Genomic DNA, 26,184 nt, shown 5'->3' on the forward strand with positions numbered 1-26,184 from the left:
GACCTGATCGCGAGCAAGCTCACTCCTACAGGATTCGAGGCGTTCATGGGTGATGCGTTCGTCGCAAAACCTGTAGGAGTGAGCTTGCTCGCGATGAGCGTTCAGCCTCACCGCAAAACGTGATTTGAAAAGGGCTACTGCTCGCACAGTAGCCCCTTATTTCATCAAGCGTCCTGATAACTCTCGATAGACGGGCAGGCGCAGACCAGGTTGCGGTCGCCGAACACGTTGTCGACGCGGCCGACCGGAGGCCAGTACTTGCCTTCGATCAGCGACGCGACCGGGTACACCGCCTGTTCGCGGCTGTACGGATGGCTCCACTCGCCGACCAGCTCTGCCGCGGTGTGCGGAGCGTTTTTCAGCGGGTTGTCGTCCTTGTCCAGCGCGCCGCTTTCCACCGCGCGGATTTCTTCGCGGATCTTGATCATGGCGTCGCAGAAACGGTCCAGCTCTTCCTTGGACTCGCTTTCGGTCGGTTCGATCATCAGCGTGCCGGCCACCGGGAACGACATGGTCGGGGCGTGGAAGCCGAAGTCGATCAGGCGCTTGGCAACGTCATCGACGCTGATGCCGCTGGTTTCTTTCAGCGGACGCAGGTCGAGGATGCATTCGTGAGCGACCAGACCGCTGGTGCCGGTGTACAGCACAGGGTAGTGCTCTTCCAGACGACGGGAGATGTAGTTGGCGTTGAGAATCGCCAGCTGCGAAGCGCGTTTCAGGCCTTCGCCGCCCATCATGCGGATGTACATCCAGGTGATTGGCAGGATGCTGGCGCTGCCGAATGGCGCTGCGCAGACCGCGCCTTCCTTGCGCTCCATCTGGCCGTGACCCGGCAGGAATGGCGCCAGGTGCGATTTCACGCCGATCGGGCCAACGCCTGGGCCGCCACCACCGTGGGGGATGCAGAAGGTCTTGTGCAGGTTCAGGTGGGACACGTCGCCGCCGAACTTGCCCGGGGCGCAGAGGCCGACCATGGCGTTCATGTTGGCACCGTCGATGTACACCTGGCCGCCGTTGTCGTGGATGACTGCGCAGATTTCGCGGATGCCTTCCTCGAACACACCGTGGGTCGACGGGTAGGTGATCATCAGCGCTGCGAGGTGATCGCGGTGCTCGATGGCCTTGGCGCGAAGGTCTTCGATATCGACGTTGCCGCGGGCGTCACAGGCGGTGACCACGACACGCATGCCGGCCATCTGGGCTGTAGCGGGGTTGGTGCCGTGGGCGGACGACGGGATCAGGCAGATGTCGCGACGGTCGTCGCCACGGCTCTGGTGGTAAGCGCGAATCGCCAGCAGGCCGGCGTATTCACCCTGGGAGCCGGCGTTTGGCTGCAGCGACACCGCGTCGTAACCGGTGGCGGCACACAGCATCGCTTCCAGCTCGTCGGTCAGTTGCTGATAGCCAGCGCTTTGCGCGGCTGGTGCGAACGGGTGCAGGTTGCCGAATTCGGCCCAGGTCACCGGGATCATTTCACTGGCGGCGTTGAGCTTCATGGTGCATGAGCCCAGCGGAATCATGGTGCGGTCCAGCGCCAGGTCCTTGTCGGCCAGACGGCGCAGGTAGCGCATCAGCTCGGTTTCCGAGTGGTAACGGTTGAACACCGGGTGGCTGAGGATCGGCGACTGACGCTTCAGCTCGGCCGGCAGACGTGCTTCGATGCTCGCGGCCAGGGCGGCGAAATCAGGCAGGGCCTGGCCGTCGGCGGCGAACAGAGCCCACAGGGCTTCGACGTCGGCTTGCTGGGTGGTTTCGTCCAGCGACAGACCGAGACGCTCGGCATCCACTTCGCGCAGGTTGATCTGCTGTGCGCGTGCCTTGCCGTGCAGTTCGGCGGTTTTCGCGCCGGTGTTGATGGTCAGGCTGTCGAAGAAGAACTGCTGTTCGATGTTCAGGCCCAGATGGCTCAGGCCCTTGGCGAAGATCGCGGTCAGGTGATGCACGCGGTTGGCGATGCGGGTCAGGCCGCGCGGGCCGTGGTACACGGCGTACATACTGGCGATGTTGGCGAGCAGTACCTGCGCGGTGCAGATGTTGCTGGTGGCCTTCTCGCGGCGGATGTGTTGTTCGCGGGTCTGCATGGCCAGACGCAGGGCGGTCTTGCCGAAGCGGTCGATGGACACGCCGACCAGACGGCCCGGCATGTCGCGCTTGAACGCATCACGGGTGGAGAAGTAGGCAGCGTGCGGGCCACCGAAGCCCAGCGGCACACCGAAGCGTTGTGCGGTACCGATGGCGACGTCGGCGCCGAATTCGCCCGGCGGGGTCAGCAGGGTCAGGGCCAGCAGGTCGGCAGCCACGGCCACCAGCGCGTTGGCGGCATGGAAGCGCTCGACCAGCTCACGGTAATCGAACACGTCACCGTTGCTCGCCGGGTATTGCAGCAGCGCGCCGAAGAATTCGCTGACGTCGCTCAGTTGCGCTTCGTCGCCGACCACGACTTCAATGCCCAGCGGCTCGGCACGGGTGCGCAGCACGTCGAGGGTTTGCGGATGGCAGTGAGCCGAGGCGAAGAATTTGTGGCTGCCCTTGTTCTTGCTCAGGCGTTTGCAGAAGGTCATGGCTTCGGCAGCGGCGGTGGCTTCGTCGAGCAGCGAGGCGTTGGCGATCGGCAGTCCGGTCAGGTCGCTGATCAGGGTCTGGAAGTTCAGCAGCGACTCCAGACGGCCCTGGGAGATTTCTGGCTGGTACGGGGTGTAGGCGGTGTACCAGGCCGGGTTTTCCAGCAGGTTGCGCAGGATCGGCGCCGGCGTGTGGGTGTTGTAGTAACCCTGACCGATGTAGGTCTTGAACAGCTGGTTCTTGCCGGCGATGGCCTTGATGTCGGCCAGCGCGTCAGCTTCGCTTTGCCCGGCGGACAGGCCGAGGATGCTGGTGCCCTTGATCGATTCCGGGATCACGCTGGCGCTCAGGGCTTCCAGCGAGTCGAAGCCGAGGGTGGCGAGCATGGCTTTTTCGTCGTCGGCACGCGGGCCGATGTGACGGGCGATGAATTCGTTGGCGGTGCTCAATTCAATGCGGTCGGTCATGGCGCGTTCCTCAGGCTTCGGCGTTGGCTTTGATCAGGCGGTCGTAGGCTTCCTGATCCATCAGTTGGCCGACAGCGGCGGCATCGGAAGGGATGAAGCGGAAGAACCAGCCCTGGCCCAGCGGGTCTTCGTTGACCAGTTCGGGGCTGTCTTCCAGCGCCGGGTTGGTCTCGACGACTTCACCGGTCAACGGCATGTACACGCCGCTGGCAGCCTTGACCGACTCGACGGTGGCGGCTTCGGCGCCTTTCTCATACTGCTGCAGTTCCGGCAGTTGCACGAACACCACGTCACCCAGTGCGTCCTGCGCGAAGGCGGTGATGCCAACGGTCACACTGCCGTCGGCTTCGGCGCGCAGCCACTCGTGATCTTCGGTAAAACGCAACTCGCTCATGAAAGGTCCCCTCAATGAAAAACAATCGCTCGTCATGGTCGCGAGCGTGATGGGCAGTGCATAGCAAGTTTGCGGCCAACCTTGTCCAGGCCTTGTAAATCAAGGGTTTCGTCGGTTTTTGATGGGGGTGGACATCGACGGGTGTAGCGAAATCGCTACGGATCGGCAGGGTTTGAAAAGGTCTGTGGGATCAAGGCCTTGTAGGCTGGGGTTGGACGGGGTTTGGAATGGAATCGTTACGGTGTTGCGAAATCGTTCCGCAGAGTAATCCCGTTATGCCAAACGCCGGGAGATATTCCATGCTGACGTGCTACAGATTCCGGGCATGCGTTTAACCTTGTGGGAGCCGGCTTGCTGGCGAATGCGGTGTGACATTCAACGTCATAGTGCCCGACCTGACGCTTTCGCCAGCAAGCCGGCTCCCACGGCCTTCGGCCAGAATCAAAAACAGGGCGCGGCCACTGCTGGCTATCGCGAAATCGATGTCCCTCTCGCAGAACAGCACCGAGGGCATTCTCAGCCCTTGCCAGCTCAGGCTTTGCCCGGAATCCCGTACTTGCGCAGCCGGTGGGCGATGGCCGTGTGTGAGGTTTGCAGCCGCGCCGCCAGTTGCCGGGTCGACGGGTAGTGGCTGTAGAGCTTCTCCAGCAGCGAACGCTCGAAGTCTTCGACCGCCGCTTCCAGGCTTTCGATTTCGCCGTCGTTTTCCCGCGCCACCGAGGTGCCGGCGATATCCAGATCGCCAATGTCCACCAGCGAGCTTTCACAGATCGCCGCCGCGCGGAAGATCACGTTCTGCAACTGGCGCACGTTGCCCGGCCAGCGGTTGCCGAGCAGGGCGGGGTAGGTGCCCGGAGCCAGACGGCAGACCGGGCGCTGAATCTGGGTGCAGGCCTGTTCCATGAAATAACGCGCCAGCAGCAGGATGTCCTGGCCGCGCTCGCGCAGCGGCGGCACTTCCAGATTGAGGACGTTGAGGCGGTAGAACAGGTCTTCGCGGAAGCTGCCTTCAGCGACCATCTTTTCCAGGTCGCGGTGGGTCGCGCTGAGGATGCGCACGTTGACCTGCACCTCCTTGTCGCCACCGACCCGGCGGAAGCTGCCGTCGTTGAGGAAACGCAGCAGCTTGGCCTGCAGGTAAGGCGACATCTCGCCGATCTCGTCGAGAAACACCGTGCCCTGGTTGGCCAGTTCCATCAGCCCCGGCTTGCCGCCACGTTGTGCGCCGGTAAAGGCGCCGGGGGCGTAGCCGAACAGTTCGCTTTCGGCGAGGTTCTCCGGCAATGCCGCGCAGTTCAGCGCCAGAAACGGCGCGTTGTGCCGGGCACTGACCGCGTGACAGGCGCGGGCCACCAGTTCCTTGCCGGTACCGGTTTCGCCCTGAATCAGCAGCGGCGCATCAAGGGCCGCGACCCGTTGCGCACGGGCCTTGAGGGTGCGGATCGGCGCGGAATCGCCCAACAGCGAGTCGAAACCCTCGGCATGGTCGTGGTGCAGGGCCGACAGGCGTTCACCGATACGGCTCGGCAGGTACAGGGTCAGCAGGGCGCCGGCGTCGGTGATCGGAGTGGCATCCAGCAGTAATGCTTCGCCATTGAGGGTGACTTCGCGCAGGGGTAGACGAAAACCGTGTTCCAGCAGCGCGCTTTGCAGAGCAGGATCGCCGAACAGCTCGCCGACCGATTTGCCGGTGGGCTCGTGGCCGTACAGTGCCACCAGCGCCGGGTTGGCCAGCAGCACGTGGCCGGCGCTGTCCAGTGCCAGCACCGGGTCGGTCATCGCGGCGAGCAGCGCGTCCAGTTGCAGGTGGCGGCGCTGGCCGGGAAGGATGTCGACCACGGTGATCGCCTCGACCCCGCGTACACGAAACAGGCGGTCCTTGAGCTCTTCAAGGACTTCATGGCTCAAGGTCGGCGCGTCGATGTAGACGTTGGGCGGCACCATCTCCACGGCATCGAGGTTCAGATTGCGCGCACCGAGAATCGCCAGGACTTCCTGAGTGATGCCGACGCGGTCGATGAACGTGACGTGGATGCGCATGGGATGCAGAGGGATTCGGGCGAAAGACGCGGGCGATTATGCCAGCAAACCGCTAGAGGGTTCGCGTGTGACCGATTTGTAGGAGTGAGCTTGCTCGCGATGACGGATTATCCTGCGATACCAATGTGACTCGTCTGACGCGATCGCGAGCAAGCTCACTCCTACAGGAGTGGGGCAGTGGATACAGTGTCGTCTGAACGGGCGCTTTCGCGAGCAGGGCTCCCTCCCACGGCCTTCGGCCAGAATCAAAGGAAAGCAGACAGGCAGGTCGGCAGACAGACGCACAGGCCTGACTACTCCAAATGCTCCGGCTTCACCGCATCGCCGGATTTCATGTCGAGCTTGTCGCGAATGTCTTCGAACATGGCGTCGTAGTCGCCGTGCATGTCATGCAGGTCGGCGTCTTTGGGCAGGCCGTATTTTTCCGCGAGGCGTGAGGCTTCGCTGGCGAAGTTGTAGGCGGTGTCCTTGGGCAGGTCGAAGGCTTCGTTGAACGACTGACCGTCGATTTCCCCGTCCATGGCGAAGTGCATGCCGGGGCCGCCGTCGGTCTGGTTGACTTCGTAGCGGATGTGGATGTTGTAGCCGACGTCGTCCGGCTGCAGAGCGGGGCGGGCGATATGCAGGTGGCCTGGCTCGAACATGGCAATGGCTCCAGCGAAAAGTGATGAAGGTACAAGGACAGACCCTGAGGTCTGCCCGGGGTTCATCATTCGGTGCAGTTGCCTTGCCGGGTCGCCGGTTCCGGGCGCGACCAGATCCACAAATTGACCAGCACCATGCCGGTGATGGCGAAGTAGATCCACCAGTGGTGGCTGATCGTCACCAGCATCAAGACCGCGCAGAGGAGCATGGTCACGGTGGCGCTGATCTTGGCGCTGCGGGCGATCAGTTTGCCGTTGCGCCAGTTGCTCAGCATCGGCCCGAACAGGCGGTGGTTTTCCAGCCAGGCGCTGAGACGCGGCGAACTTTTGGTCGCAGCCCAGGCGGCCAGCAGGATGAATTCGGTGGTGGGCAGCCCCGGGATGAAAATGGCGATGATGCCGATGGCCAGACTGACGTAGGCCAGAATGCCGAAGAGAATGCGGGACAGTTTGCTGCCTGGAGGTGTGCTGGTCATGAGTCTCGGATACGGCAGGGGGAACGGTGTTGCGCAGGGTGTGTCGCCCTGCAAAGGCGCCCAGCTTAACAGCTGCCGGACGCCGAGGGGGCGCCTTCAGGCCGGTTCGGCCTCGGCAGCCGACGTATAGGCATGCTCCAGCAGCACGTTGAAACGCTCGAAGGCGGCCACGGCGCCGTGGTCGATCTGGCGTTCCTGTTCTTCGCTGAACGGCAGTTCGTCGAGCAGGCGAATGAAGCGTTTCCAGCCCTCGGCACGGCCGCCGGCCGGTTCGCCCAAGTGGCGTGCGCCGAAGGTTTCGCTGAGGTTCAGGGCCACGGCGCGCTTGATCAGAAACGCGGCACCCAGCTTCGAGCCTTCGGAGACGAACAGCCAGCCCAGCGCTTCGGCGAGGCTCGGGTTGCTGACGGCGCCGTTGACCGAACCCGGAATCGGCGTGTCGAGGTCGATCAGGTCGGCCCTGGCCTGTTCGGCGCGGCAGCGCTCCGGCAGGTCGGCGATCAGTTCGATCAGGCGCGGATCGGTGTACAGCGCCTTGAGTTCCTGCTGGAACAGGTACTGCGCGCTGAGAAAACGGCTGTAACTGGCCAGAGTCTCGAACGGCGCATGGGCCTTGACGGCCTTGTCCAGTTGGTCGTGCGGAGCGTGGGTGATCTGATTCAACCGCTGGGAGCGGCGCGGGGCATCTTGGGTCATGAAGTGTCTTCCGTGTGAAGGGGCGCTATATGAAGAGACGAGCGAGGCGGGGTTGAGCGTAAAAAAATCTGTGTTGCCCCGCGGACCTTGTAGGAGCTGGCTTGTCCTGCGACCGGCGACGCAGTCGTCGTAAATCCGGCGAATGCGGTGCATCAGACAAACCGCATTCGCAGGTTTTACGACGACTGCGTCGCCGGTCGCAGGACAAGCCAGCTCCTACAGGGAGCGGAGGGCCGTAGGACCTTTAGATATCCCACACCAGATTCACCGCAAAGTTGCGGCCCGGCTGGGTCAGGCGGTCGAGGTTTGCCGGCGCGGTCACGCCCGCTTCGCCAACGCCGTCGTAGCCGCGCACGTCATCCCACAGCCAGTATTTCTTGTCGGTCAGGTTGTACAGGCCGCCGCTGACGGTGATGTCGTCGGTGACTTTGTAATAACCGGTCAGGTCGAGAATGCCGAAGCCCGGGGTCTTGAACTGGCTGGACGAGCCGTCCGGCGCGTGGAAGTTGCTGTCGTCGACGCGGGTCTTGCGTTTGACCAAAGTCCAGCTCAGCTGGCCACCGTAGTTGTCTTGGTCGTAGCCCAGGCCAAACACGCCGGTCAGCGGGTTGACGCTGTTGATCGGCTGGCCGGTGTCGTCGTTGCGACCGTACAGATAGGCCAGCGAGCCCTGGGTGTAGAGGCCTTGCGGTGCGCCGAAGCTGTCGAGGTTCAGGCGGCCCTTCAGTTCCACGCCCTTGATGGTGGCGTGCTTGATGTTGTTGGACTGGAACACCGCTTCGGTGGAGGTCGCCGGCTGAATGGCGTCTTCATTAATGAAGTCGCGGTATTTGTTGTAGAACACCGCCACGTCGAACGATCCCTCGTCGAAGCGGCCGCGCAGACCGGTTTCATAGCTCTTGCTCTTCTCTGGCTCCAGGTCCGGGTTCGGCTCGACCACATAGCCGGTGTTGAGGTTTTCGAAGCGGCCATACAGCGCCTTGGCGCTCGGCGTGCGGAAACCTTCGGCGTACTGGCCGTACCAGGTGTAGGCGTCATTGAAGGCGTAGGTCACACCCAGTTTCGGCGACAGGCGATGCCACTTCTTGTCCTTGTCGTTGAACTGGTCGGCGCTGGTCAGGCTGACTGCGCGCAGGAATTCGTCAGTGACGTGAGGATTGAGCCGGGTGTAGTCGTAGCGTGCGCCGGGCATGAAGGTCCAGTCGCCCCACTTGATCTGATCCTGAGCGAACAGCGCGTAGGTGCTGATGGTCGGATCCGGGAAGTCGCTGGTCGGCGCCAGGCTGTCCGAGGCGGTCGGGCTGGTGGCGCCGACGGTACGGCAGGTGCCGAGCACGGCGGCGCAGGTCGCGGTGCCGCTGCGTTCGCCGGTGACTTTCTGCTGCTTGAGGGTGGTGCCGTAAGTCAGCAGATGGTCGGTGTCGCCGATGGTGAAAGCCTTGTCCAGCTGCGCATCGAAGATCCACTGACGTTCTTTGTAGTAGGTGTCGCGGGTCCGCCAGACATCACGGCTGCCCGGCACATAACGTTCGATGGTGTCCTGGTCGGTCTTGGCGATCTGGTAGTTCAGGCTCCACTTGACGTTGTCGACCAGCAGGCTGTCCAGGGCGAAGCGATTTTCCACGCCGAAACGCTCGCGGGTGATGACGTCGTTGCCTTCGCGGCCCTGATAGAAACCGAAACCACGGCCACCGGTGAACGGCCCGCCGACCGCGCTTTTCTGGTTGGTGTGGGTGTCGTCCTTGTACTTCTCGTAGGTGAAGGCCAGGCGGTCGTTATCGCCATAGTTCCAGCCCAGCTTGGCCAGCACGTTGGTGGCGCGGACGTCTTCCGGGTTGGCAGCGGTGCGGCTCAGGCCGGTTCCGCCGTGTTCGCCGTAGGATTCGGTTTCGCGGCCATTGCGCTGGCTGACATGCAGCAAACCGTCGAAGTCGCCGCTGCGGCCGGCCACGGTCGCCGAGTTCAGCCAACTGTCGTCCGCCGAGCTGTAGCCGGTTTTCAGGCGCGCGCCGACGTCTTTGCCCGGTTTGATAATGTCTTCCGGGTCCAGGGTGTAGTAGCTGACCGCGCCACCGATGGCGCTGCTGCCGTACAGGGCCGAGGCCGGGCCGCGGAGGATTTCCACGCGCTTGACCACTTCCGGGTCGACGTAGTTGCGGTGGGTGCTGGCGTACGGGCCGGAGAAGTAGTTGTCCGGCACTTCGACGCCGTCGACCTGAGTGAGAATGCGGTCGCCGTCGATGCCGCGGATGTTGTAGCCGCTGGTGCCGGCGCGCTGGCCGGCGCCGCCTACGGAAACACCGGGCTCATAGCGCACCAGATCGCGAATATTGTTGACGTTCTGCCGGTCCAGTTCGGCGCGGTCGTGCACGGTGACGGTGCTGGGTACCGAGTCCACCGCCTGGGCCTGACGGGTGGCACTGACCGTGACCTGTTCCAGCGCCAGCGCGCCGCCGCTGCGTTTTTCCAGCACCACGTTGTTGTTGCCCAGGTTGCGATAGCTCAGGTTGCTGCCGGCCAGCAGACGATCCAGGGCCTTTTCCGGCGAGAGCATGCCGCTGACACCCGGCGAGGTGACGTTCTTTGCCAGATCTGCCGACAACCCCACCTGCCAGCCGGTGATCTGGCTGAACTCGTTCAGTGCCGACACCAGCGGTTGTTGCTTGATCGAAAACTGATAGCTGCCCGCGACCCGTGCCGGCTGCTCTGCCGCAGAGACTTGCGTAATGCCCAGACCACCGGCGAATACCGCAACGGTCAGCAACGAGAGTGCGAAATGGCGAGTGCTTCTGGGTGAGTCGGAAGTGGCGGGGTTGAACGTGGACAGCATCGATAGCGCTCCCTGTGATACGGCTCGTTAGAGTGTTTGCAAGTGTTTTTCAAATAGGAATTACTTGCATTGGCTATGACGAGACGAACGACGAACGGCTATCGCGTAAAAATAATTTTCCTCAGTTCAGAATCACCAGCGCGGGCAGTTCGTGCAGGCGTGCGGAGGTGATGTGGGCCAGCGAACGGACCACGTCGACGGGGTTGTCGAGACGGTAATTGCCGGTCACGGCGACCTGATCCAGCCGGGTATTGGTGTTGACGATCCAGCCGGGGTAGTAGCGGCGCAGTTCGGTCAGTACTTCGCTGAGCGGGCAGTTGTCGAAAATCAGCCGGCCCTGGACCCAGGCCAGGTCTTTGTTCTGGTCGACTTTGGCGCGATGGGTCAGACCGTCCGGCCCGACCCGCAGGCTGTCGCCGGCGCCGAGATTGAGTTGCGACTGGTCCTTGCCGCCCTGCACGCTGAGCGCGCCGCGCTGCACCTGAATCTGCGCCACGCCGTCCAGGTAACGCACAGCAAACGCCGAGCTGCTGGCGCTCATGCGCAGCGGGCCGGCTTCGACTTCCAGCGGCAGGCCCTTGGTGTTCGGCACCTCGAAAAACGCTTCGCCCTGATACAGACGGGCCACGCGCTGGCGGTCATCGACATCGCTGGAGAACGCCGAGCGGGTGTTGAGCAGCACTTTCGAGCCGTCTTCGAGCTCCAGACGCTGCCGCTCGCCAGCCACGGTCAGGTGATCGGCGCGCAGGCGCAGGGGCAGGTCGCTGAAATTGAACAGACCCAGCAGCAACACCGCCGCCGTGGCCAGCGGCAGCCAGTGCGGGCGCAGGCGGCGCAGCACGGAAGGTTTTTTCGGCGCGGCGAGGGTGACGGCAGCATCGAGCACCGGCTGTGAGTTCCACACGGACTCGGCCCTGGCGAACGCTTCGCCATGGGCAGGGTCGGCCGCCAGCCATTGCTGGAAGCGCGCGTGTTGCTGGGCGTCGGCGCCGTCCAGTTCGATCAACCAGTCCAGTGCCTGGTCCATCGCCTGCTCGGGTGAGGTGCCGGCAGCCTGGCCAGGGCCAGGAGTGTGAGTGTCCGTCAAGGAGCGTCCTCGGATACACGGTGTGGGGCGGGAGTTTAGCGCTATCTCCGCCGGATTTTCTTATGGGGTTGAGGCTCAGGCTGCTCTCATGCGTCGTTCAGCCGGGCGGCGACGCCCAGACAGATCGCCATGATCAGCTTGAGTTCCTTTTGTACGGTGCTGGCGGAAACCCCCAGTTGTTCGGCGATTTCCAGGTAGCTGCAGCCGTTAAGGCGGCTCAGGGTGAAGATTTTCTGTTGCCGTGGCGTGAGTTTTTCCAGGCTGGCGTTGAGGCTTTGCAGCAGACGGTTGGCGTGGGCGGCGTCTTCCAGCGCGGCATCGGGGGCGACCACGTTGTGGATATCGGCAATGGGCGCGTCATCGACCATGGTGCGCGCATGGATGCGTCGGGCGCGCAGGTGGTCCAGCGCCAGGTTGCGCGCGGTCTGAAACACGAACGGTTCCAGATGATCGATGGCCCGTTCGCCCAAGGCACGGGTTACCCGCAGGTAGGTTTCCTGCAGCAGGTCTTCGGCGGTGCTGGGGTTGCGGACCATGCGTTGCAGGGTGCGCAGCAGGATCGTTCGCCGGGCAAGGAAAACGTCATTGAAGTGCGACTGACTCACGGGGATACCCGACCAGAAATTCAGTAATGATAATGCTTATCAACTAGCATTTTGGTCAAGGGCGGAAGTTGCAAAGAATTTGTAAAGGCAGGGGGAGCGTGGGGCTCTGGCGCGACTGCTACAGGGAGGTGTGTGGCCATCTGCTGTTGCTTCTGGCCGAAGGCCGTGGGAGGGAGCTGTGGTGATCTGGCTTTGTAGGCTTCTGGCCGAAGGCCGTAGGAGCGCGCTTGCCCGCGATGGCGTTTTTGAGATCGCTACCGCCGGCAAGCCGGACTGCTACAGGTTTTGGCGGTGTACTGAAATCTGCCAGACACCGTAAATAACTGTGGGAGCGAATTCATTCGCGATGCGGTGTTCCTGACGAGGGTTTTGTGTCGTCTGGAGGGGCATCGCGAATGAATTCGCTCCCACAATAGATCGGTGTTGCTGCGGGGCGGAGAACGCCTTCTGTTTTTGCTTCTGGCCGAAGGCCGTAGGGGCGCGCTTGCCCGCGATGGCGTTTTTGAGATCGCTATCGCCGGCAAGTCGGACTGCTACGGGAGAGGGTGCAATCAGCGGGCGTTCATCAGCGCCAGGCAGTTGTCGAGCATGCGGTTGGAGAAGCCCCATTCGTTGTCATACCAGGCCAGCACTTTCAGCAGACGGCCGCTGACTTTGGTGTGGTTGGCGTCGAAGATCGACGACAGCGGGTTGTGGTTGAAGTCGTGGGACACCAGCGGCAGCGTGTTGTAGCCAAGGATTTTCGAGTGCTGGGCGGCTTCTTTCATGATCGCGTTGACTTCTTCGGCCGTCGCGTCGCGCTTGAGCTGCACGGTCAGGTCGACCAGCGAGACGTTGATTACCGGTACGCGCACGGCCATGCCGGTCAGTTTGCCCGCCAGTTCCGGCAGTACCAGGCCCACGGCTTCGGCGGCGCCGGTCTTGCTCGGGATCATCGACTGGGTCGCCGAGCGCGCGCGGTACGGGTCGGTGTGGTAGACGTCGATCAGGTTCTGGTCGTTGGTATAGGCGTGAACAGTGGTCATCAGGCCGCTTTCGATGCCCAGTTCACGGTTCAGCACCTGAGCCACCGGTGCCAGGCAGTTGGTGGTGCAGGAGGCGTTGGAGATGATCTGGTGCGACTGACGCAGCACGTCATGGTTGACGCCGTAGACCACGGTGGCGTCGGCGCCTTTGGCCGGGGCGGAAATGATGACTTTCTTCGCGCCTGCGGTAATGTGCGCGGCCGCTTTGGCGCGGTCGGTGAACAGACCGGTGCATTCGAAGACCACGTCGATCTTCTCGTTCTTCCACGGCAGCTCGGCCGGGTTGCGGATGGCGCTGACCGAAATACGGTCACCATTGACTGTCAGGCTTTCCTTGTCGTGCTCGACGATGGCATCGAACGGGCCGTGAACGGTGTCGTACTTGAGCAGGTGGGCATTGATCTCGCTATCGCCCAGATCGTTGATGGCGACGACTTGCAGGTCCTGACGGTAGCCCTGGGTATACAGTGCACGAAGGACGTTGCGGCCGATGCGGCCAAAGCCATTGATTGCGATGCGGAGAGTCATACACACGTCCTCGGTAAATTTGTTGTTGGAATTACAAGATTATTCTCAAAAAAATAGAAAACAAGCCTTTTTGGTGGCAGTATTTTGTTTTATCTACAAATAGAAACCCGCAAAACCGGCACAACTGTCTGAAAAATCAAGTGATTGCTGAAGCGTTTCTCTTGCAGCACGATTTGATCGACGGTCCTGCCGGTGTCTGAACGGGTGACCCGACCGCTAGCCTGGAGTTCATCACAATGCATCCTCGCGTCCTTGAGGTAACCGAACGGCTGATTGCTCGCAGCCGTGAAACCCGTCAGCGCTATCTGCAATTGATCCGGGGCGCGGCGAGCGACGGGCCGATGCGCGGCAAGCTGCAATGTGCCAACTTCGCCCACGGCGTTGCCGCTTGCGGCAGTGAAGACAAGCACAGCCTGCGGATGATGAACGCGGCCAACGTCGCCATCGTCTCTTCGTACAACGACATGCTCTCGGCGCATCAGCCGTACGAGCACTTTCCTGAACAGATCAAGAAGGCCCTGCGCGAAGTCGGTTCGGTCGGTCAGTTCGCAGGCGGTGTGCCGGCCATGTGCGACGGCGTCACTCAGGGCGAGCCGGGCATGGAGCTGAGCATCGCCAGCCGCGAAGTCATCGCCATGGCAACAGCGGTGGCGCTGTCGCACAACATGTTCGATGCCGCGCTGATGCTGGGCATCTGCGACAAGATCGTGCCGGGTCTGCTGATGGGATCGTTGCGTTTCGGCCATCTGCCGACGATTTTCGTGCCGGGCGGGCCGATGGTTTCGGGCATTTCCAACAAGGAAAAAGCCGACGTGCGTCAGCGCTACGCCGAAGGCAAGGCCACCCGCGAGGAGCTGCTGGACTCGGAAATGAAGTCCTATCACGGCCCGGGCACCTGCACCTTCTACGGCACCGCGAACACCAACCAGTTGCTGATGGAAGTCATGGGTCTGCACTTGCCGGGCGCCTCGTTCGTCAATCCCTACACACCGCTGCGTGACGCCCTGACCCGCGAAGCGGCGTTCCAGGTGACGCGTCTGACCAAGCAAAGCGGCGAATTCATCCCTCTGGGAGAGATTGTGGACGAACGTGCGCTGGTCAACTCGATTGTTGCCCTGCATGCGACGGGTGGTTCCACCAACCACACCCTGCACCTGCCGGCCATCGCCCAGTGCGCAGGTATTCAGCTGACCTGGCAGGACATGGCGGATCTGTCGGAAGTCGTGCCGACCCTGACTCACGTCTATCCGAACGGCAAGGCCGACATCAACCATTTCCAGGCAGCGGGCGGCATGTCGTTCCTGATCCGCGAACTGCTGGATGCCGGTCTGATGCACGAAGACGTCAACACCGTGGCGGGTCGCGGCCTGCGTCGTTACACCCAGGAGCCGTTCCTCGATGATGGCAAACTGGTGTGGCGCGACGGCCCGATCGAAAGCCTCGACGAGAACATCCTGCGTCCATGCGCTCGGCCGTTCTCGGCCGAAGGCGGTCTGCGGGTGATGGAAGGCAACCTCGGTCGTGGCGTGATGAAGGTGTCCGCCGTGGCGCTGGAGCACCAGATCGTCGAAGCGCCGGCGCGGGTGTTCGAAGATCAGCAGGACCTGGCCGACGCCTTCAAGGCCGGTGAGCTGGAGCGAGACTTCGTCGCGGTCATGCGTTTTCAGGGCCCACGTTCCAATGGCATGCCCGAACTGCACAAAATGACGCCGTTCCTCGGGGTGCTGCAGGACCGCGGTTTCAAGGTCGCGCTGATCACCGACGGACGCATGTCCGGCGCCTCGGGGAAAATCCCTGCGGCCATCCACGTTTGCCCGGAAGCCTCCGATGGTGGCCCATTGGCACTTGTGCGTGATGGGGACCTCATTCGGGTAGATGGCGTCAAAGGGACATTGCAAGTTCTGGTCGAACCGGCAGAATTGGCGGCCAGAGAACCGGCGATCGGTCGTCTGGCCAACAATGTCGGCACCGGTCGCGAACTGTTCGGTTTCATGCGCATGGCCTTCAGCTCGGCAGAGAAGGGCGCCAGCGCCTTTACTTCGAATCTGGAGACGCTCAAGTGACATTGGCCATGGTGGGTGATATCGGCGGCACGAACGCGCGCTTTGCCATCTGGGAAGACGATCAACTGCATTCGATCCGGGTCTTCCCGACGGTCGATTATGCAAGCCCGGAAAAAGCCCTGCAGGTCTACATGCAGGATCTGGAATTGCAGCGCGGCGACGTCAGTTCTATCTGTCTGGCAGTGGCCGGGCCTGTGACCGGCGACGATTTTCACTTCACCAACAGCCACTGGAAGATCAATCGCCAGTCGTTCTGTGCCGAGTTGTCCATCGACACGCTGATCATGGTCAATGACTTCACCGCCATGGCGCTGGGCATGACCCGCCTGGGCGATGACGAGTACCTCACCGTGCGCCACGGCAAGGGTGACCGCAATGCCGCCCGTGTGGTGATCGGGCCGGGTACAGGGCTGGGCGTTGGCACGCTGCTACGTACTGGCAATGAGCACTGGACTGCGCTGCCGGGCGAGGGCGGGCATGTCGATCTGCCTATCGGCAACCCGCGCGAAGCGTTGTTGTGGATGCGCCTGATGGCCGATCACGAACATGTCAGCGCCGAGACTATCCTCAGTGGTGCGGGCCTGTTGCTGCTGTATCAGGTCAGCTGTGCGCTGGATGAAATCGCACCGGTGCTGAAGTCACCCGCGGCGATCACCTCGGCCGCGCTCAAGGGCGATCCGGTCGCCACGGCGGTACTTGAGCAGTTCTGCGTGTTTCTCGGGCGTGTCGCCGGTAACAATGTTTTGACCGTTGGCGGTCGTGGTGGCGTGTATATTGCCGGCGGTGTGATTCCGCGCTTCACCGATTTCTTCATGCAGAGCGGTTTCAACAAGGCCTTCGCGGAAAAGGGCCTGATGAAGGATTACTTCAAGGACGTACCGGTGTGGCTGGTGACGGCCGAGTACCCGGGCCTGATGGGCGCGGGTGTGGCGCTGGATCAGGCGCTCGCCGCTCAGGCCTGACGGCACGCTGTACCTGTGGGAGCCGGCTTGCTGGCGAACACGCTGGATCAGACACCTCGATGTCGGCTGATCGAACGGGTTCGCCAGCAAGCCGGCTCCCACGGTTCTGCTACGGGACTTGCGACACCTGCTTCACCCCATAACAACAATTTCAGTGCTTGCAAGGACGACCAAAGTGAACACTGTCAGTAAATCGATTCTGGTGGTCGATGACGACCAGGAAATCTGCGAACTGCTGCAAGCCTATCTGAGCCGCTCCGGCTTTCAGGTCCGCACCGTGGGCGATGGCGCCGAATTTCGTCAGGCGTTCAACGACGAGCCCAGTGACCTGCTGATTCTCGATGTCATGCTGCCCGATGAAGACGGTTTCAGTCTGTGTCGCTGGGTCCGTCAGCACCCGCGCCAGCCCCATGTGCCGATCATCATGCTCACAGCCAGTTCCGACGAGGCCGACCGGGTCATCGGTCTGGAGCTGGGTGCCGACGACTACATGGCCAAACCCTTCAGCCCCCGCGAATTGCAGGCGCGCATCAAGGCGTTGCTGCGCCGTGCCCAGTTCGGTCAGGAACGCAGCAGTGGCGAAGTGTTGGTGTTCGATGAGTGGCGGCTGGACATGGTCAGCCACCGGCTGTTTCACAACGACGGTGAGGAAGTGATTCTCTCCGGCGCCGATTTCGCCCTGCTCAAACTGTTTCTCGACAACCCGCAGCAGATCCTCGACCGCGACACCATCGGCAACGCGACCCGTGGCCGCGAACTGATGCCGCTGGAGCGCATCGTCGACATGGCGGTGAGTCGTCTGCGTCAACGCCTGCGCGACACCGGCAAGGCGCCGCGTCTGATCCGTACCGTGCGAGGCAGCGGTTATCTGCTGGCGGCCAACGTGCTGCCACAGGCCGGCAATGGCTACTGACCGTTGATGATCGTCGAGAAAAAACGCCGCCTGCCGGTGCCGCGCTCGCTGCTCGGGCGCATGTTGCTGCTGACACTGCTGGCGGTGTTGCTGGCACAGACGCTGTCCAGTCTGATCTGGCTGTCGCAACTGCGCGCCACGCAAATGGAGGGCCTGATCACCAGTGCCCGCAGCCTCGGCTACTCCATGTCCGCCAGCGTCAGTTACTTCCGCTCGCTGCCGGTGGCCTATCGGCCCATGGTCCTTGATCAGTTGCGCAGCATGGGCGGCACGCGCTTTTTCGTGTCCCTCAACGATCGCCCGCTGGACATGCAGGTGCTGGAGCCGACGGTGCGCAAGTCGGCGGTGATCGACGTGGTCGGTCAGGTGTTGCGGCAGAACCTCGGCGCCGATCCGGACATTCTTGTGCGTTTCGTGCGGCCTGAAGACCTGCGCATTTTCAACAGCGGTCTGAAGCTCGATGAATTGCCGCGTTCCTGGGCGCACTACGCGTTGACCCTGGAGCCGGTAAAACCACCTGTGCTGGTCACCCAGATCGAGCTGTCGCCCGGCGAGTGGCTGTACATCGCCTCGTTGCTGCCCGAGCCCTACACCATGCTCGAAGAAGAAGGCCTGCCGTCGCAGCAGGTCTGGTTCATCGGTCTGACCAGCGCCTTTCTGCTGGTGTTCATTGGCCTGCTGGTGCATTGGCAGAGTGGTCCGCTCAAGCGCCTGGCTCGTGCAGCCCGCGACCTGTCGCTGGGCGCGGATGTCGAGCCGGTGGTGGAGGGTGGTGGCAGTGAAGTGATCGAAGTGACGCGGGCGTTCAACACCATGCGCGAACGCATCAGCCGTTACTTGACCGAACGCGGGCAACTGTTCAGCGCGATTTCCCACGATTTGCGCACGCCGATCACGCGCTTGCGGCTGCGGGTCGAATTGCTCGAAGACGAGACCATGCAAGCCAAGTTCACCCGCGATCTCGATGAGCTGGAGCTGCTGGTCAAAGGCGCGCTGCAATGCGTGAAAGACACCGATATCCACGAAAACATCGAACCGGTGGACCTCAACCACGCGCTGGATTGTCTGATCGAGCCGTACCTGGGCGCCAACGGCGATGGCCGCGTGACGTTGCAGGGCAAGGCCATGTCGATGTTCTACGGCAAACCGCTGGCGCTGCGACGCTGCATGGGCAACCTGATCGACAACGCGATCAAGTACGGTGACAAGGCGCATCTGTTCGTCGAAGACGATGCCGAAACCTTTGTCCTGCGAGTCGAAGACGAAGGGCCGGGCGTGCCTGAGCAGCGGCTGGAACAGGTGTTCGAGCCACATTTCCGTCTGGCCGGCAAACAGCAACAGGGTTACGGCCTGGGGCTGGGGATTGCGCGCAACATTGCCCACAGTCATGGCGGCGAAGTGACCCTGCAGAACCTGCGCGAAGGCGGGTTGCGCGTCACCCTGACCCTGCCGCGCAGTCAGAACTGATACCAGCCGCCGATGCTCTTGTGGGAGCGAATTCATTCGCGATTGGCAGGTACATCCGACACATGTCTGTCGCCCGTGCGGCCGCATCGCGAATGAATTCGCTCCCACAGGTGGCCCTGCTCACAGGCCCCGTCATTTGCGTGTCGAGGCATATGAGAAACCCATGTTTAAACGAATGTAACCATCCGGTGACGTTCGCGCATCCCTTCGTTACCGTCCGCTCTAGCCCAATGTTTAGAATCGGAGCAGCGCAAGCACCAAGACTTGCTCATGCATAACAACAAGAAAGGTCAACTAGATGAATTCGATTACCCGTCTCGCAGCACTCGTTTCTCTCGCCTCGTTGTTCCCTCTGAGCGCCATGGCCGCTGACTCCAAAGGCACTGTCGAAGTCGTCCACTGGTGGACGTCGGGCGGTGAAAAAGCGGCTGTCGATGTGCTGAAAGCCCAAGTCGAAAAAGACGGTTTCACCTGGAAAGACGGCGCCGTCGCAGGTGGCGGTGGTGCCACTGCCATGACCGTGCTGAAAAGCCGTGCCGTCGCTGGCAACCCGCCAGGCGTGGCTCAGATCAAAGGCCCGGACATTCAGGATTGGGCGGCCACCGGCCTGCTCGATACCGACGTGCTGAAAGACACCGCCAAGCAGGAAAAGTGGGACAGCCTGCTGGACAAGAAAGTCTCCGACACCGTGAAGTACGAAGGTGATTACGTGGCCGTGCCGGTGAACATTCACCGCGTCAACTGGCTGTGGATCAACCCGGAAGTCTTCAAGAAAGCCGGCATCGAAAAAGCCCCGACCACCCTCGAAGAATTCTACGCCGCAGGCGACAAACTCAAGGCCGCCGGTTTCATCCCGCTGGCCCACGGTGGTCAGCCTTGGCAGGACAGCACCGTGTTCGAAGCGGTGGTGCTCTCGGTGATGGGCGCCGACGGTTACAAGAAAGCCCTGGTCGACCTGGACAACGGCGCACTGACCGGTCCGGAAATGGTCAAGGCACTGACCGAGCTGAAAAAAGTCGCGTCCTACATGGACACCGACGGCAAGGGGCAGGACTGGAACCTGGAAGCGGCCAAGGTCATCAACGGCAAGGCCGGCATGCAGATCATGGGTGACTGGGCCAAGAGCGAATGGACTGCCGCCAAGAAAGTCGCTGGCAAGGATTACGAGTGCGTAGCCTTCCCGGGCACCGACAAGGCCTTCACCTACAACATCGACTCGCTGGCGGTGTTCAAACAGAAAGACAAGGGCACTGCTGCCGGTCAGCAGGACATCGCCAGGGTCGTTCTGGGGGAAGACTTCCAGAAAACCTTCAGCATCAACAAGGGCTCGATCCCGGTTCGCAACGACATGCTCGCCGACATGAGCAAGTTCGGCTTCGACTCCTGCGCCCAGACGGCGGCCAAGGACTTCCTCGCCGACGCCAAGACCGGCGGTCTGCAACCGAGCATGGCGCACAACATGGCCACCTCGCTGGCCGTGCAGGGTGCGTTCTTTGACGTAGTCACCAACTACATCAACGACCCGAAAGCGGACCCGGCCGATGCGGCGAAGAAGTTGGGTGCTGCGATCAAGGCTGCCAAATAAGCGTTTAGCAAAACCCTTGTAGGAGTGAGCTTGCTCGCGATGCGTTTGCCCAGACACCCCACCTGCGTGTCTGACTCACCAGATCGCGAGCAAGCTCACTCCTACAGCTTGCGTGTTTGCAATCTCTATTCTCTGTACTGGATTTCACCATGAGTTCTGTTGCTGTGTTCAGCAAAGCCTCGCCGTTCGATGCACTGCAGCGCTGGCTACCCAAACTGGTGCTGGCGCCAAGCATGTTCATCGTATTGGTGGGCTTCTACGGCTATATCCTGTGGACGGCGGTGCTGTCGTTCACCAACTCGACTTTCCTGCCGACCTACAAGTTCGTGGGCCTGGCGCAATACGAGCGGCTGTTCGACAACGACCGCTGGTGGGTGGCAAGCAAGAACCTGGCGCTGTTCGGCGGCCTGTTCATCGCCATCAGTCTGGCAGTGGGTGTGTTGCTGGCGGTGTTCCTTGACCAGCGCATCCGTCGCGAAGGTTTTATCCGCACGATTTATCTCTACCCGATGGCGCTCTCGATGATCGTCACCGGTACCGCCTGGAAATGGCTGCTCAACCCTGGCATGGGCCTGGACAAACTGCTGCGTGACTGGGGCTGGGAAGGCTTCCGTCTGGACTGGTTGATCGACCCGGACCGCGTTGTATACTGCCTGGTGATCGCTGCCGTGTGGCAAGCCTCGGGCTTCATCATGGCGATGTTTCTCGCCGGTCTGCGCGGCGTCGATCAATCGATCATTCGTGCCGCCCAGATCGATGGCGCGAGCATGCCGAAGATCTACTGGAAAGTGGTGCTGCCAAGCCTGCGTCCGGTGTTCTTCAGTGCGGTGATGATCCTCGCCCACATCGCGATCAAGAGCTTCGACCTGGTGGCGGCGATGACCGCCGGCGGCCCGGGTTATTCCTCCGACCTGCCCGCGATGTTCATGTACTCGTTCACCTTCAGCCGCGGCCAGATGGGCATGGGTTCGGCCAGTGCGATCCTGATGCTCGGTGCGATCCTCGCGATCCTCGTGCCTTACCTGTATTCCGAGCTGAGAGCCAAGCGTCATGACTAGTCTCGCTGCCAAACCTTCCATCAGCCTGAGCCGCATCGCCATCTACGCGGTGCTGATTCTGGCCGTGCTGATCTACCTGGTGCCACTGGTGGTAATGCTGCTGACCAGCTTCAAGTCGCCTGAAGACATCGGCACCGGCAACCTGCTGAGCTGGCCTGCAGAAATCACCGGCATCGGCTGGATCAAGGCCTGGGCCACGGTCAAAGGCTACTTCTGGAACTCGATCCTGATCACCGTTCCGGCGGTACTGATTTCCACCGCCATCGGTGCGCTGAACGGCTATGTGCTGTCGATGTGGCGCTTCCGCGGCTCGCAACTGTTCTTCGGTCTGCTGCTGTTCGGCTGCTTCCTGCCGTTCCAGACCGTGCTGCTGCCGGCCTCGTTCACCCTTGGCAAGATGGGCCTGGCCAGCACCACTACCGGCCTGGTGTTCATCCACGTGGTCTACGGTCTGGCCTTCACCACGCTGTTTTTCCGCAACTACTACGTGAGCATTCCCGACGCGCTGGTCAAGGCGGCACGCCTGGACGGCGCCGGTTTCTTCACGATTTTCCGCCGCATCATCCTGCCGATGTCGACACCGATCATCATGGTCTGCCTGATCTGGCAGTTCACCCAGATCTGGAACGACTTCCTGTTCGGCGTGGTGTTTTCCAGTGGCGATTCGCAACCGATCACCGTGGCCCTGAACAACCTGGTCAACACCAGCACCGGGGTCAAGGAATACAACGTTGATATGGCGGCGGCGATGATCGCCGGGCTGCCGACCCTGCTGGTGTACATCCTGGCGGGCAAGTATTTCGTGCGCGGGCTGACGGCCGGCGCAGTCAAGGGGTAATCATGGCAACGCTTGAACTTCGCAATGTAAACAAGACCTACGGCGCCGGCCTGCCGGACACCCTGAAGAACATCGAACTGTCGATCAAGGACGGTGAGTTCCTGATCCTGGTCGGCCCGTCGGGTTGCGGCAAGTCGACCCTGATGAACTGCATCGCCGGCCTGGAAACCATCACCGGCGGCGCAATCATGATCGGCGACCAGGACGTCAGCGGCATGAGCCCGAAGGATCGTGACATCGCCATGGTGTTTCAGTCCTACGCGCTGTACCCGACCATGAGCGTGCGCGAGAACATCGAATTCGGCCTGAAGATTCGCAAGATGGAGCAGTCGGCCATCGACGAAGAAGTGGCGCGGGTCGCCAAGCTGCTGCAGATCGAACACCTGCTCAACCGCAAGCCGGGTCAGCTTTCCGGTGGTCAGCAGCAACGTGTGGCCATGGGCCGTGCGCTGGCGCGGCGGCCGAAGATCTACCTGTTTGACGAACCGCTGTCCAACCTCGACGCCAAGCTGCGGGTCGAGATGCGTACCGAAATGAAACTGATGCACCAGCGCCTGAAGACCACCACGGTCTACGTCACCCACGACCAGATCGAAGCGATGACCCTGGGCGACAAGGTGGCGGTCATGAAGGACGGCATCATCCAGCAGTTCGGCACGCCGAAAGAGATTTACAACGACCCGGCCAACCTGTTCGTCGCCAGCTTCATCGGTTCGCCGCCGATGAACTTCATTCCGCTGCGTCTGCAACGCAAGGATGGTCGTCTGGTTGCGCTGCTCGACAGCGGTCAGGCGCGCTGCGAATTGCCGATGAGCATGAGCGATGCGGGGCTGGAAGACCGTGAGGTGATTCTGGGCCTTCGCCCGGAACAGATCGTGTTAGCGTCCGGCGAGGCTGCAGGCGCGCCGACCATTCGTGCCGAAGTCCAGGTTACCGAACCGACCGGGCCGGACACGCTGGTGTTTGTCACCTTGAACGACAGCAAGGTCTGCTGCCGCCTGGCGCCGGATGTCGCGCCGGCAGTGGGCGAAACCCTGACCTTGCAGTTCGATCCATCCAAAGTGTTGTTGTTCGACGCCACAAGCGGAGAACGTCTGGGGGCGCTGGGAAAATCGCAGGCCGCTGAAAGCATGGGGAACGTCACGCGGCTAAACCGCCATTGATCCCGAACGCAGGAGTACTGCGGTAACGAGCACAACTGACAGGCCGATCCTGCCGTACGAGAGGTCTGTCCGACACACGAAGCAAGTGGTTACAACGCTGTTCAGAGCTAATAACAATAAAACGAGGAATTAAGGGATGAAGAAGGTAAAAGGCAAATCGCTTAACCAGTTCCGGTTGGCGAGTGGGTTGTCGGTTCTGGGGGCTCTGACCCTTTCCGGGTCGGCCTTCGCACTGGAGCCGTTCAACGCCAACGAGCACATGACCGGAGATTGGGGCGGTCTGCGCAAAGAGCTGCATGACAAGGGTTACGATTTCAACCTGGAGTACGTGGGTGAAGTCGGCGTCAACGCCAAGGGCGGCTACGACACCGACAAGACTGCACGTTACTCGGACCAGTTCGCCATCGGTACGCAGATCGACCTGGAAAAGGTTTTCGGTATCAAGGACGCCGAGTTCAAGCTGACCGTCACCGAGCGTAGTGGCCGCAACATCTCCAACGACCGCCTCGGCGATCCACGTGTCGGCACACTCAGTTCCTCGCAGGAAGTCTGGGGCCGTGGCCAGACCTGGCGCCTGACCCAGATGTGGTACAAGCAGAAGTACTTCGACGGCGCGCTGGACATCAAGCTCGGCCGCATGGGTGAAGGCGAAGACTTCGGCAGCTTCCCTTGCGACTTCCAGAACCTGACGTTCTGCGGCACTCAGGCAGCGAACTACGTCAACACCTGGTACAACTGGCCGGTCAGCCAGTGGGCCGTACGCGTGAAATACAACATCACGCCGGAATTCTTCGCTCAAGTCGGTGTGTATGAGCAGAACCCGAGCGTTCTGGAAACCGGTAACGGCTTCAAGCTCAGCAGCAGCGGCGCCAAGGGTACGCTGGTTCCGGTGGAAGTGGTGTGGTCGCCAACCGTCAACTCGCTGCCAGGTGAATACCGTCTGGGCTGGTACTACAGCAGCCCGAGCGCCGATGACCTGAAAGACGACGTCAACGGTCAGCCGCAAGCCCTCACCGGCAACGACTTCAAGTCCCACAGCAGCAAGCATGGCTGGTGGTTCGTGGCTCAGCAGCAACTGACCACTGTCGGCGGTGATGCCTCCCGTGGCCTGAGCGTGTTCTTCAACGCCACGGTACACGACAAGGCCACCAACTTCGTCGACAACTTCCAGAACGTCGGCTTCGTCTACAAAGGCCCGTTCGATGCCCGTCCGAAGGATGACATCGGTGTCGGCTTCTCGCGTATCCATGTCAACGATAACGTTCGTGACCGTGCCCGTCTGGTCAACCAGCAGAACGGTGTGGATGACTTCGACAATCCAGGCTACCTGCCGATCCAGAACACCGAATACAACTCGGAAATCTACTACGGCGTACACGTCACTGACTGGCTGACCGTGCGTCCGAACGTGCAATACGTGATTCACCCAGGTGGTACCGACCACGTCGACAACGCACTGGTTGCCGGTCTGAAGCTGCAGACCAAGTTCTAAGCGTGACAACGGCCGTGCGGACCGCTCCTCCGTACGGCTCTGGTGTGCTTCACAAACGATCAAGGGTCGTGTGTGCTTTGCGGGCAGCCTCGCTGCCCGTTTTTTTATGCGATGTGCTCCGGTTCCGGAGCTTTTTTTTGCGCAGGCTCCGTCGGTGCAGCGCTCCTACGCCCTACCGGGCAGAGTCCTGGTCTGGAGCGACGCATAGCGGCGTTTAGTGAAGATGTTCCAAATGAATATCGGAATCAATCGGGACAGCCATGGCCATCAGTGACACAGGATCGCTTGAGCATCCTCTGCAGCGCTTTTTCACTGCGGTGCGACCGCAGCCGACCTTTCAGTGGGAACGCTATCAGCAACGTGACGTGCTGGTGATCAACCATGCGCGATGTCAGGCCGTGTTCAGCCGGCAGGGGGCGCAGTTGCTGCATTTCCAGCCTGCCGGGGACAAACCTTGGTTGTGGTGCGCCGAGCAGTGGCCGCAAGTCGGTGCGATTCGCGGTGGTGTGCCGGTGTGTTGGCCGTGGGTCGGGCGCCATCCCGGCGAGAGCGGCTGGCCGTCCAACGGTTGGGGGCGGTTGCTCGACTGGAAGCTGATCGACAGCCAGGAAAGCGAATCCGGCGTTTCATTGCACTGGCAACTGAAGCTGTGGGACTGGCAGGTCGATCTGCATGCCGAGTTGGGGCAGGGCATGGACCTGCGTCTGGAAACGCAACACGAAGACAGCGAGCCCTGCCAGTTCGGTCACGCATTGCATGCCTACTGGCGGATCAGCGACATCGCCGACGTGGCGCTGGAAGGGCTGGATGGCGCTCAGGGCTACGATGAACTCAGCCGCCGACCGTGTCGACAGCAAGGTGATCTGCGTGTCTTCGGCAGCTGTCAGCGAGTGTTCGACCACAGTGGGTCGGTGGCGCTGCAGGACGACGCCTGGCAGCGGCGTCTGAACATCGACTTGGGTGACAGCGACAACACGGTGATCTGGCACCCCGGCAGCCGCCCGCTGCTCGGCCTGGGCGGCCATGAAGCCAACGGCTTCCTGCGGGTCGAGGCGGCGTCAGGCGTGGACGATTGCCTGAGCCTTGCGCCGGGGCAGCAAGCTCGTTTGAGCCTGCAGGCGCAAGTGGCATCGCTCCCGTTCTGACGCTGCATCCGCTCTCTGTAGGAGTGAGCTTGCTCGCGATTGCAATGGATCGGTCACATTCGTTTTGCCTGTCGCGCCGCCATCGCGAGCAAGCTCACTCCTACAAAGAGACCGGCGGCAGCGATGGATCGGACGCCACCGCCG

General features: G+C 61.7%; 20 protein-coding genes. 10 read left to right on the top strand and 10 right to left on the bottom strand.

All coding sequences use genetic code 11. The features are described 5' to 3' along the window. Positions 1-164 precede the first annotated feature (164 nt). The 10 genes from gcvP to gap form a co-directional block, all read right to left on the bottom strand. Entirely contained in the window at positions 165-3,029 is a 2,865-nt protein-coding gene (gcvP, locus tag ACIPL0_RS03490; protein WP_400593652.1) for an aminomethyl-transferring glycine dehydrogenase, read from the bottom strand. Positions 3,030-3,039: 10 nt separating this feature from the next. Then, the gene (gene gcvH, locus ACIPL0_RS03495) at positions 3,040-3,423 is read right to left on the bottom strand and encodes a glycine cleavage system protein GcvH (RefSeq protein WP_400593649.1); all 384 of its coding nucleotides are present in this window, start codon (positions 3,421-3,423) and stop codon (positions 3,040-3,042) included. Between the two features lie 531 nt (positions 3,424-3,954). Next, positions 3,955-5,463: a sigma-54-dependent transcriptional regulator gene (locus ACIPL0_RS03500; RefSeq protein WP_400593646.1), complete on the bottom strand. Its 1,509-nt coding sequence runs from the start codon at positions 5,461-5,463 to the stop codon at positions 3,955-3,957. A 293-nt stretch (positions 5,464-5,756) separates the two neighbouring features. Beyond that, positions 5,757-6,107: a DUF5064 family protein gene (locus tag ACIPL0_RS03505; protein ID WP_400593643.1), complete on the bottom strand. Its 351-nt coding sequence runs from the start codon at positions 6,105-6,107 to the stop codon at positions 5,757-5,759. A 65-nt stretch (positions 6,108-6,172) separates the two neighbouring features. Further along, positions 6,173-6,583 carry a YbaN family protein gene (locus tag ACIPL0_RS03510; RefSeq protein WP_400593640.1) on the bottom strand — a complete coding sequence of 137 codons (411 nt, stop codon included), beginning with the start codon at positions 6,581-6,583 and terminating at the stop codon, positions 6,173-6,175. Positions 6,584-6,679: 96 nt separating this feature from the next. Continuing rightward, the gene (locus ACIPL0_RS03515) at positions 6,680-7,279 is read right to left on the bottom strand and encodes a biliverdin-producing heme oxygenase (RefSeq protein WP_400593638.1); all 600 of its coding nucleotides are present in this window, start codon (positions 7,277-7,279) and stop codon (positions 6,680-6,682) included. Between the two features lie 244 nt (positions 7,280-7,523). Further along, positions 7,524-10,109, bottom strand: coding sequence for a TonB-dependent receptor (locus ACIPL0_RS03520; RefSeq protein ID WP_400593635.1), 2,586 nt, complete (start codon positions 10,107-10,109; stop codon positions 7,524-7,526). A 121-nt stretch (positions 10,110-10,230) separates the two neighbouring features. Further along, complete coding sequence (locus tag ACIPL0_RS03525; protein WP_400593632.1) at positions 10,231-11,196, bottom strand: FecR family protein; 966 nt, start codon at positions 11,194-11,196, stop codon at positions 10,231-10,233. Between the two features lie 86 nt (positions 11,197-11,282). Further along, complete coding sequence (locus ACIPL0_RS03530; RefSeq protein WP_400593629.1) at positions 11,283-11,801, bottom strand: RNA polymerase sigma factor; 519 nt, start codon at positions 11,799-11,801, stop codon at positions 11,283-11,285. 551 nt (positions 11,802-12,352) lie between these two features. Beyond that, on the bottom strand, positions 12,353-13,354 hold the full coding sequence (gene gap / locus ACIPL0_RS03535; protein WP_400593627.1) for a type I glyceraldehyde-3-phosphate dehydrogenase: 1,002 nt from the start codon (positions 13,352-13,354) through the stop codon (positions 12,353-12,355). 236 nt (positions 13,355-13,590) lie between these two features. Here gap and edd point away from each other — a divergent pair, with 236 nt between their 5' ends. The 10 genes from edd (at position 13,591) to ACIPL0_RS03585 (ending at position 26,040) form a co-directional block, all read left to right on the top strand. Further along, a complete protein-coding gene (gene edd, locus ACIPL0_RS03540) occupies positions 13,591-15,417 on the top strand; it encodes a phosphogluconate dehydratase (protein ID WP_400593624.1) in 1,827 nt (608 codons plus the stop codon). Then, positions 15,414-16,379, top strand: a complete 966-nt coding sequence (locus ACIPL0_RS03545) for a glucokinase (protein ID WP_400593621.1) — start codon at positions 15,414-15,416, stop codon at positions 16,377-16,379. Before edd ends, ACIPL0_RS03545 begins: the two co-directional genes overlap by 4 nt. A 175-nt stretch (positions 16,380-16,554) precedes the next feature. After that, positions 16,555-17,292, top strand: coding sequence for a response regulator (locus ACIPL0_RS03550; RefSeq protein WP_400593618.1), 738 nt, complete (start codon positions 16,555-16,557; stop codon positions 17,290-17,292). 6 nt (positions 17,293-17,298) lie between these two features. Then, positions 17,299-18,759, top strand: a complete 1,461-nt coding sequence (locus tag ACIPL0_RS03555; RefSeq protein ID WP_400593615.1) for an ATP-binding protein — start codon at positions 17,299-17,301, stop codon at positions 18,757-18,759. A gap of 298 nt (positions 18,760-19,057) precedes the next feature. Then, complete coding sequence (locus ACIPL0_RS03560) at positions 19,058-20,344, top strand: ABC transporter substrate-binding protein (RefSeq protein ID WP_400593612.1); 1,287 nt, start codon at positions 19,058-19,060, stop codon at positions 20,342-20,344. A 149-nt stretch (positions 20,345-20,493) separates the two neighbouring features. Next, on the top strand, positions 20,494-21,402 hold the full coding sequence (locus ACIPL0_RS03565; RefSeq protein WP_400593609.1) for a carbohydrate ABC transporter permease: 909 nt from the start codon (positions 20,494-20,496) through the stop codon (positions 21,400-21,402). Continuing rightward, on the top strand, positions 21,395-22,240 hold the full coding sequence (locus ACIPL0_RS03570) for a carbohydrate ABC transporter permease (protein ID WP_400593607.1): 846 nt from the start codon (positions 21,395-21,397) through the stop codon (positions 22,238-22,240). Before ACIPL0_RS03565 ends, ACIPL0_RS03570 begins: the two co-directional genes overlap by 8 nt. Before the next feature lie 2 nt (positions 22,241-22,242). Beyond that, positions 22,243-23,403 (top strand): ABC transporter ATP-binding protein, encoded by a 1,161-nt coding sequence (locus ACIPL0_RS03575; RefSeq protein ID WP_400593604.1) that lies wholly within the window; start codon positions 22,243-22,245, stop codon positions 23,401-23,403. Between the two features lie 136 nt (positions 23,404-23,539). Next, on the top strand, positions 23,540-24,895 hold the full coding sequence (locus ACIPL0_RS03580) for a carbohydrate porin (RefSeq protein ID WP_400593601.1): 1,356 nt from the start codon (positions 23,540-23,542) through the stop codon (positions 24,893-24,895). A gap of 260 nt (positions 24,896-25,155) precedes the next feature. After that, positions 25,156-26,040 carry a D-hexose-6-phosphate mutarotase gene (locus ACIPL0_RS03585; protein WP_400593598.1) on the top strand — a complete coding sequence of 295 codons (885 nt, stop codon included), beginning with the start codon at positions 25,156-25,158 and terminating at the stop codon, positions 26,038-26,040. The last annotated feature ends 144 nt before the right edge of the window (positions 26,041-26,184 follow it).

The organism is Pseudomonas sp. NPDC090208, assembly GCF_044746785.1.
Taxonomy (GTDB): Bacteria; Pseudomonadota; Gammaproteobacteria; order Pseudomonadales; family Pseudomonadaceae; genus Aquipseudomonas.

Coding starts and splice junctions, on each gene's coding strand:
- ACIPL0_RS03585 (WP_400593598.1), top strand. CDS start 25,156: ATGGCCATCAGTGACACAGGATCGCTTGAGCATCCTCTGCAGCGCTTT.
- ACIPL0_RS03505 (WP_400593643.1), bottom strand. CDS start 6,107: ATGTTCGAGCCAGGCCACCTGCATATCGCCCGCCCCGCTCTGCAGCCG.
- ACIPL0_RS03575 (WP_400593604.1), top strand. CDS start 22,243: ATGGCAACGCTTGAACTTCGCAATGTAAACAAGACCTACGGCGCCGGC.
- edd (WP_400593624.1), top strand. CDS start 13,591: ATGCATCCTCGCGTCCTTGAGGTAACCGAACGGCTGATTGCTCGCAGC.
- gcvH (WP_400593649.1), bottom strand. CDS start 3,423: ATGAGCGAGTTGCGTTTTACCGAAGATCACGAGTGGCTGCGCGCCGAA.
- ACIPL0_RS03565 (WP_400593609.1), top strand. CDS start 20,494: ATGAGTTCTGTTGCTGTGTTCAGCAAAGCCTCGCCGTTCGATGCACTG.
- ACIPL0_RS03500 (WP_400593646.1), bottom strand. CDS start 5,463: ATGCGCATCCACGTCACGTTCATCGACCGCGTCGGCATCACTCAGGAA.
- ACIPL0_RS03580 (WP_400593601.1), top strand. CDS start 23,540: ATGAAGAAGGTAAAAGGCAAATCGCTTAACCAGTTCCGGTTGGCGAGT.
- gcvP (WP_400593652.1), bottom strand. CDS start 3,029: ATGACCGACCGCATTGAATTGAGCACCGCCAACGAATTCATCGCCCGT.
- ACIPL0_RS03560 (WP_400593612.1), top strand. CDS start 19,058: ATGAATTCGATTACCCGTCTCGCAGCACTCGTTTCTCTCGCCTCGTTG.
- ACIPL0_RS03555 (WP_400593615.1), top strand. CDS start 17,299: ATGATCGTCGAGAAAAAACGCCGCCTGCCGGTGCCGCGCTCGCTGCTC.
- ACIPL0_RS03520 (WP_400593635.1), bottom strand. CDS start 10,109: ATGCTGTCCACGTTCAACCCCGCCACTTCCGACTCACCCAGAAGCACT.
- ACIPL0_RS03570 (WP_400593607.1), top strand. CDS start 21,395: ATGACTAGTCTCGCTGCCAAACCTTCCATCAGCCTGAGCCGCATCGCC.
- gap (WP_400593627.1), bottom strand. CDS start 13,354: ATGACTCTCCGCATCGCAATCAATGGCTTTGGCCGCATCGGCCGCAAC.
- ACIPL0_RS03515 (WP_400593638.1), bottom strand. CDS start 7,279: ATGACCCAAGATGCCCCGCGCCGCTCCCAGCGGTTGAATCAGATCACC.
- ACIPL0_RS03510 (WP_400593640.1), bottom strand. CDS start 6,583: ATGACCAGCACACCTCCAGGCAGCAAACTGTCCCGCATTCTCTTCGGC.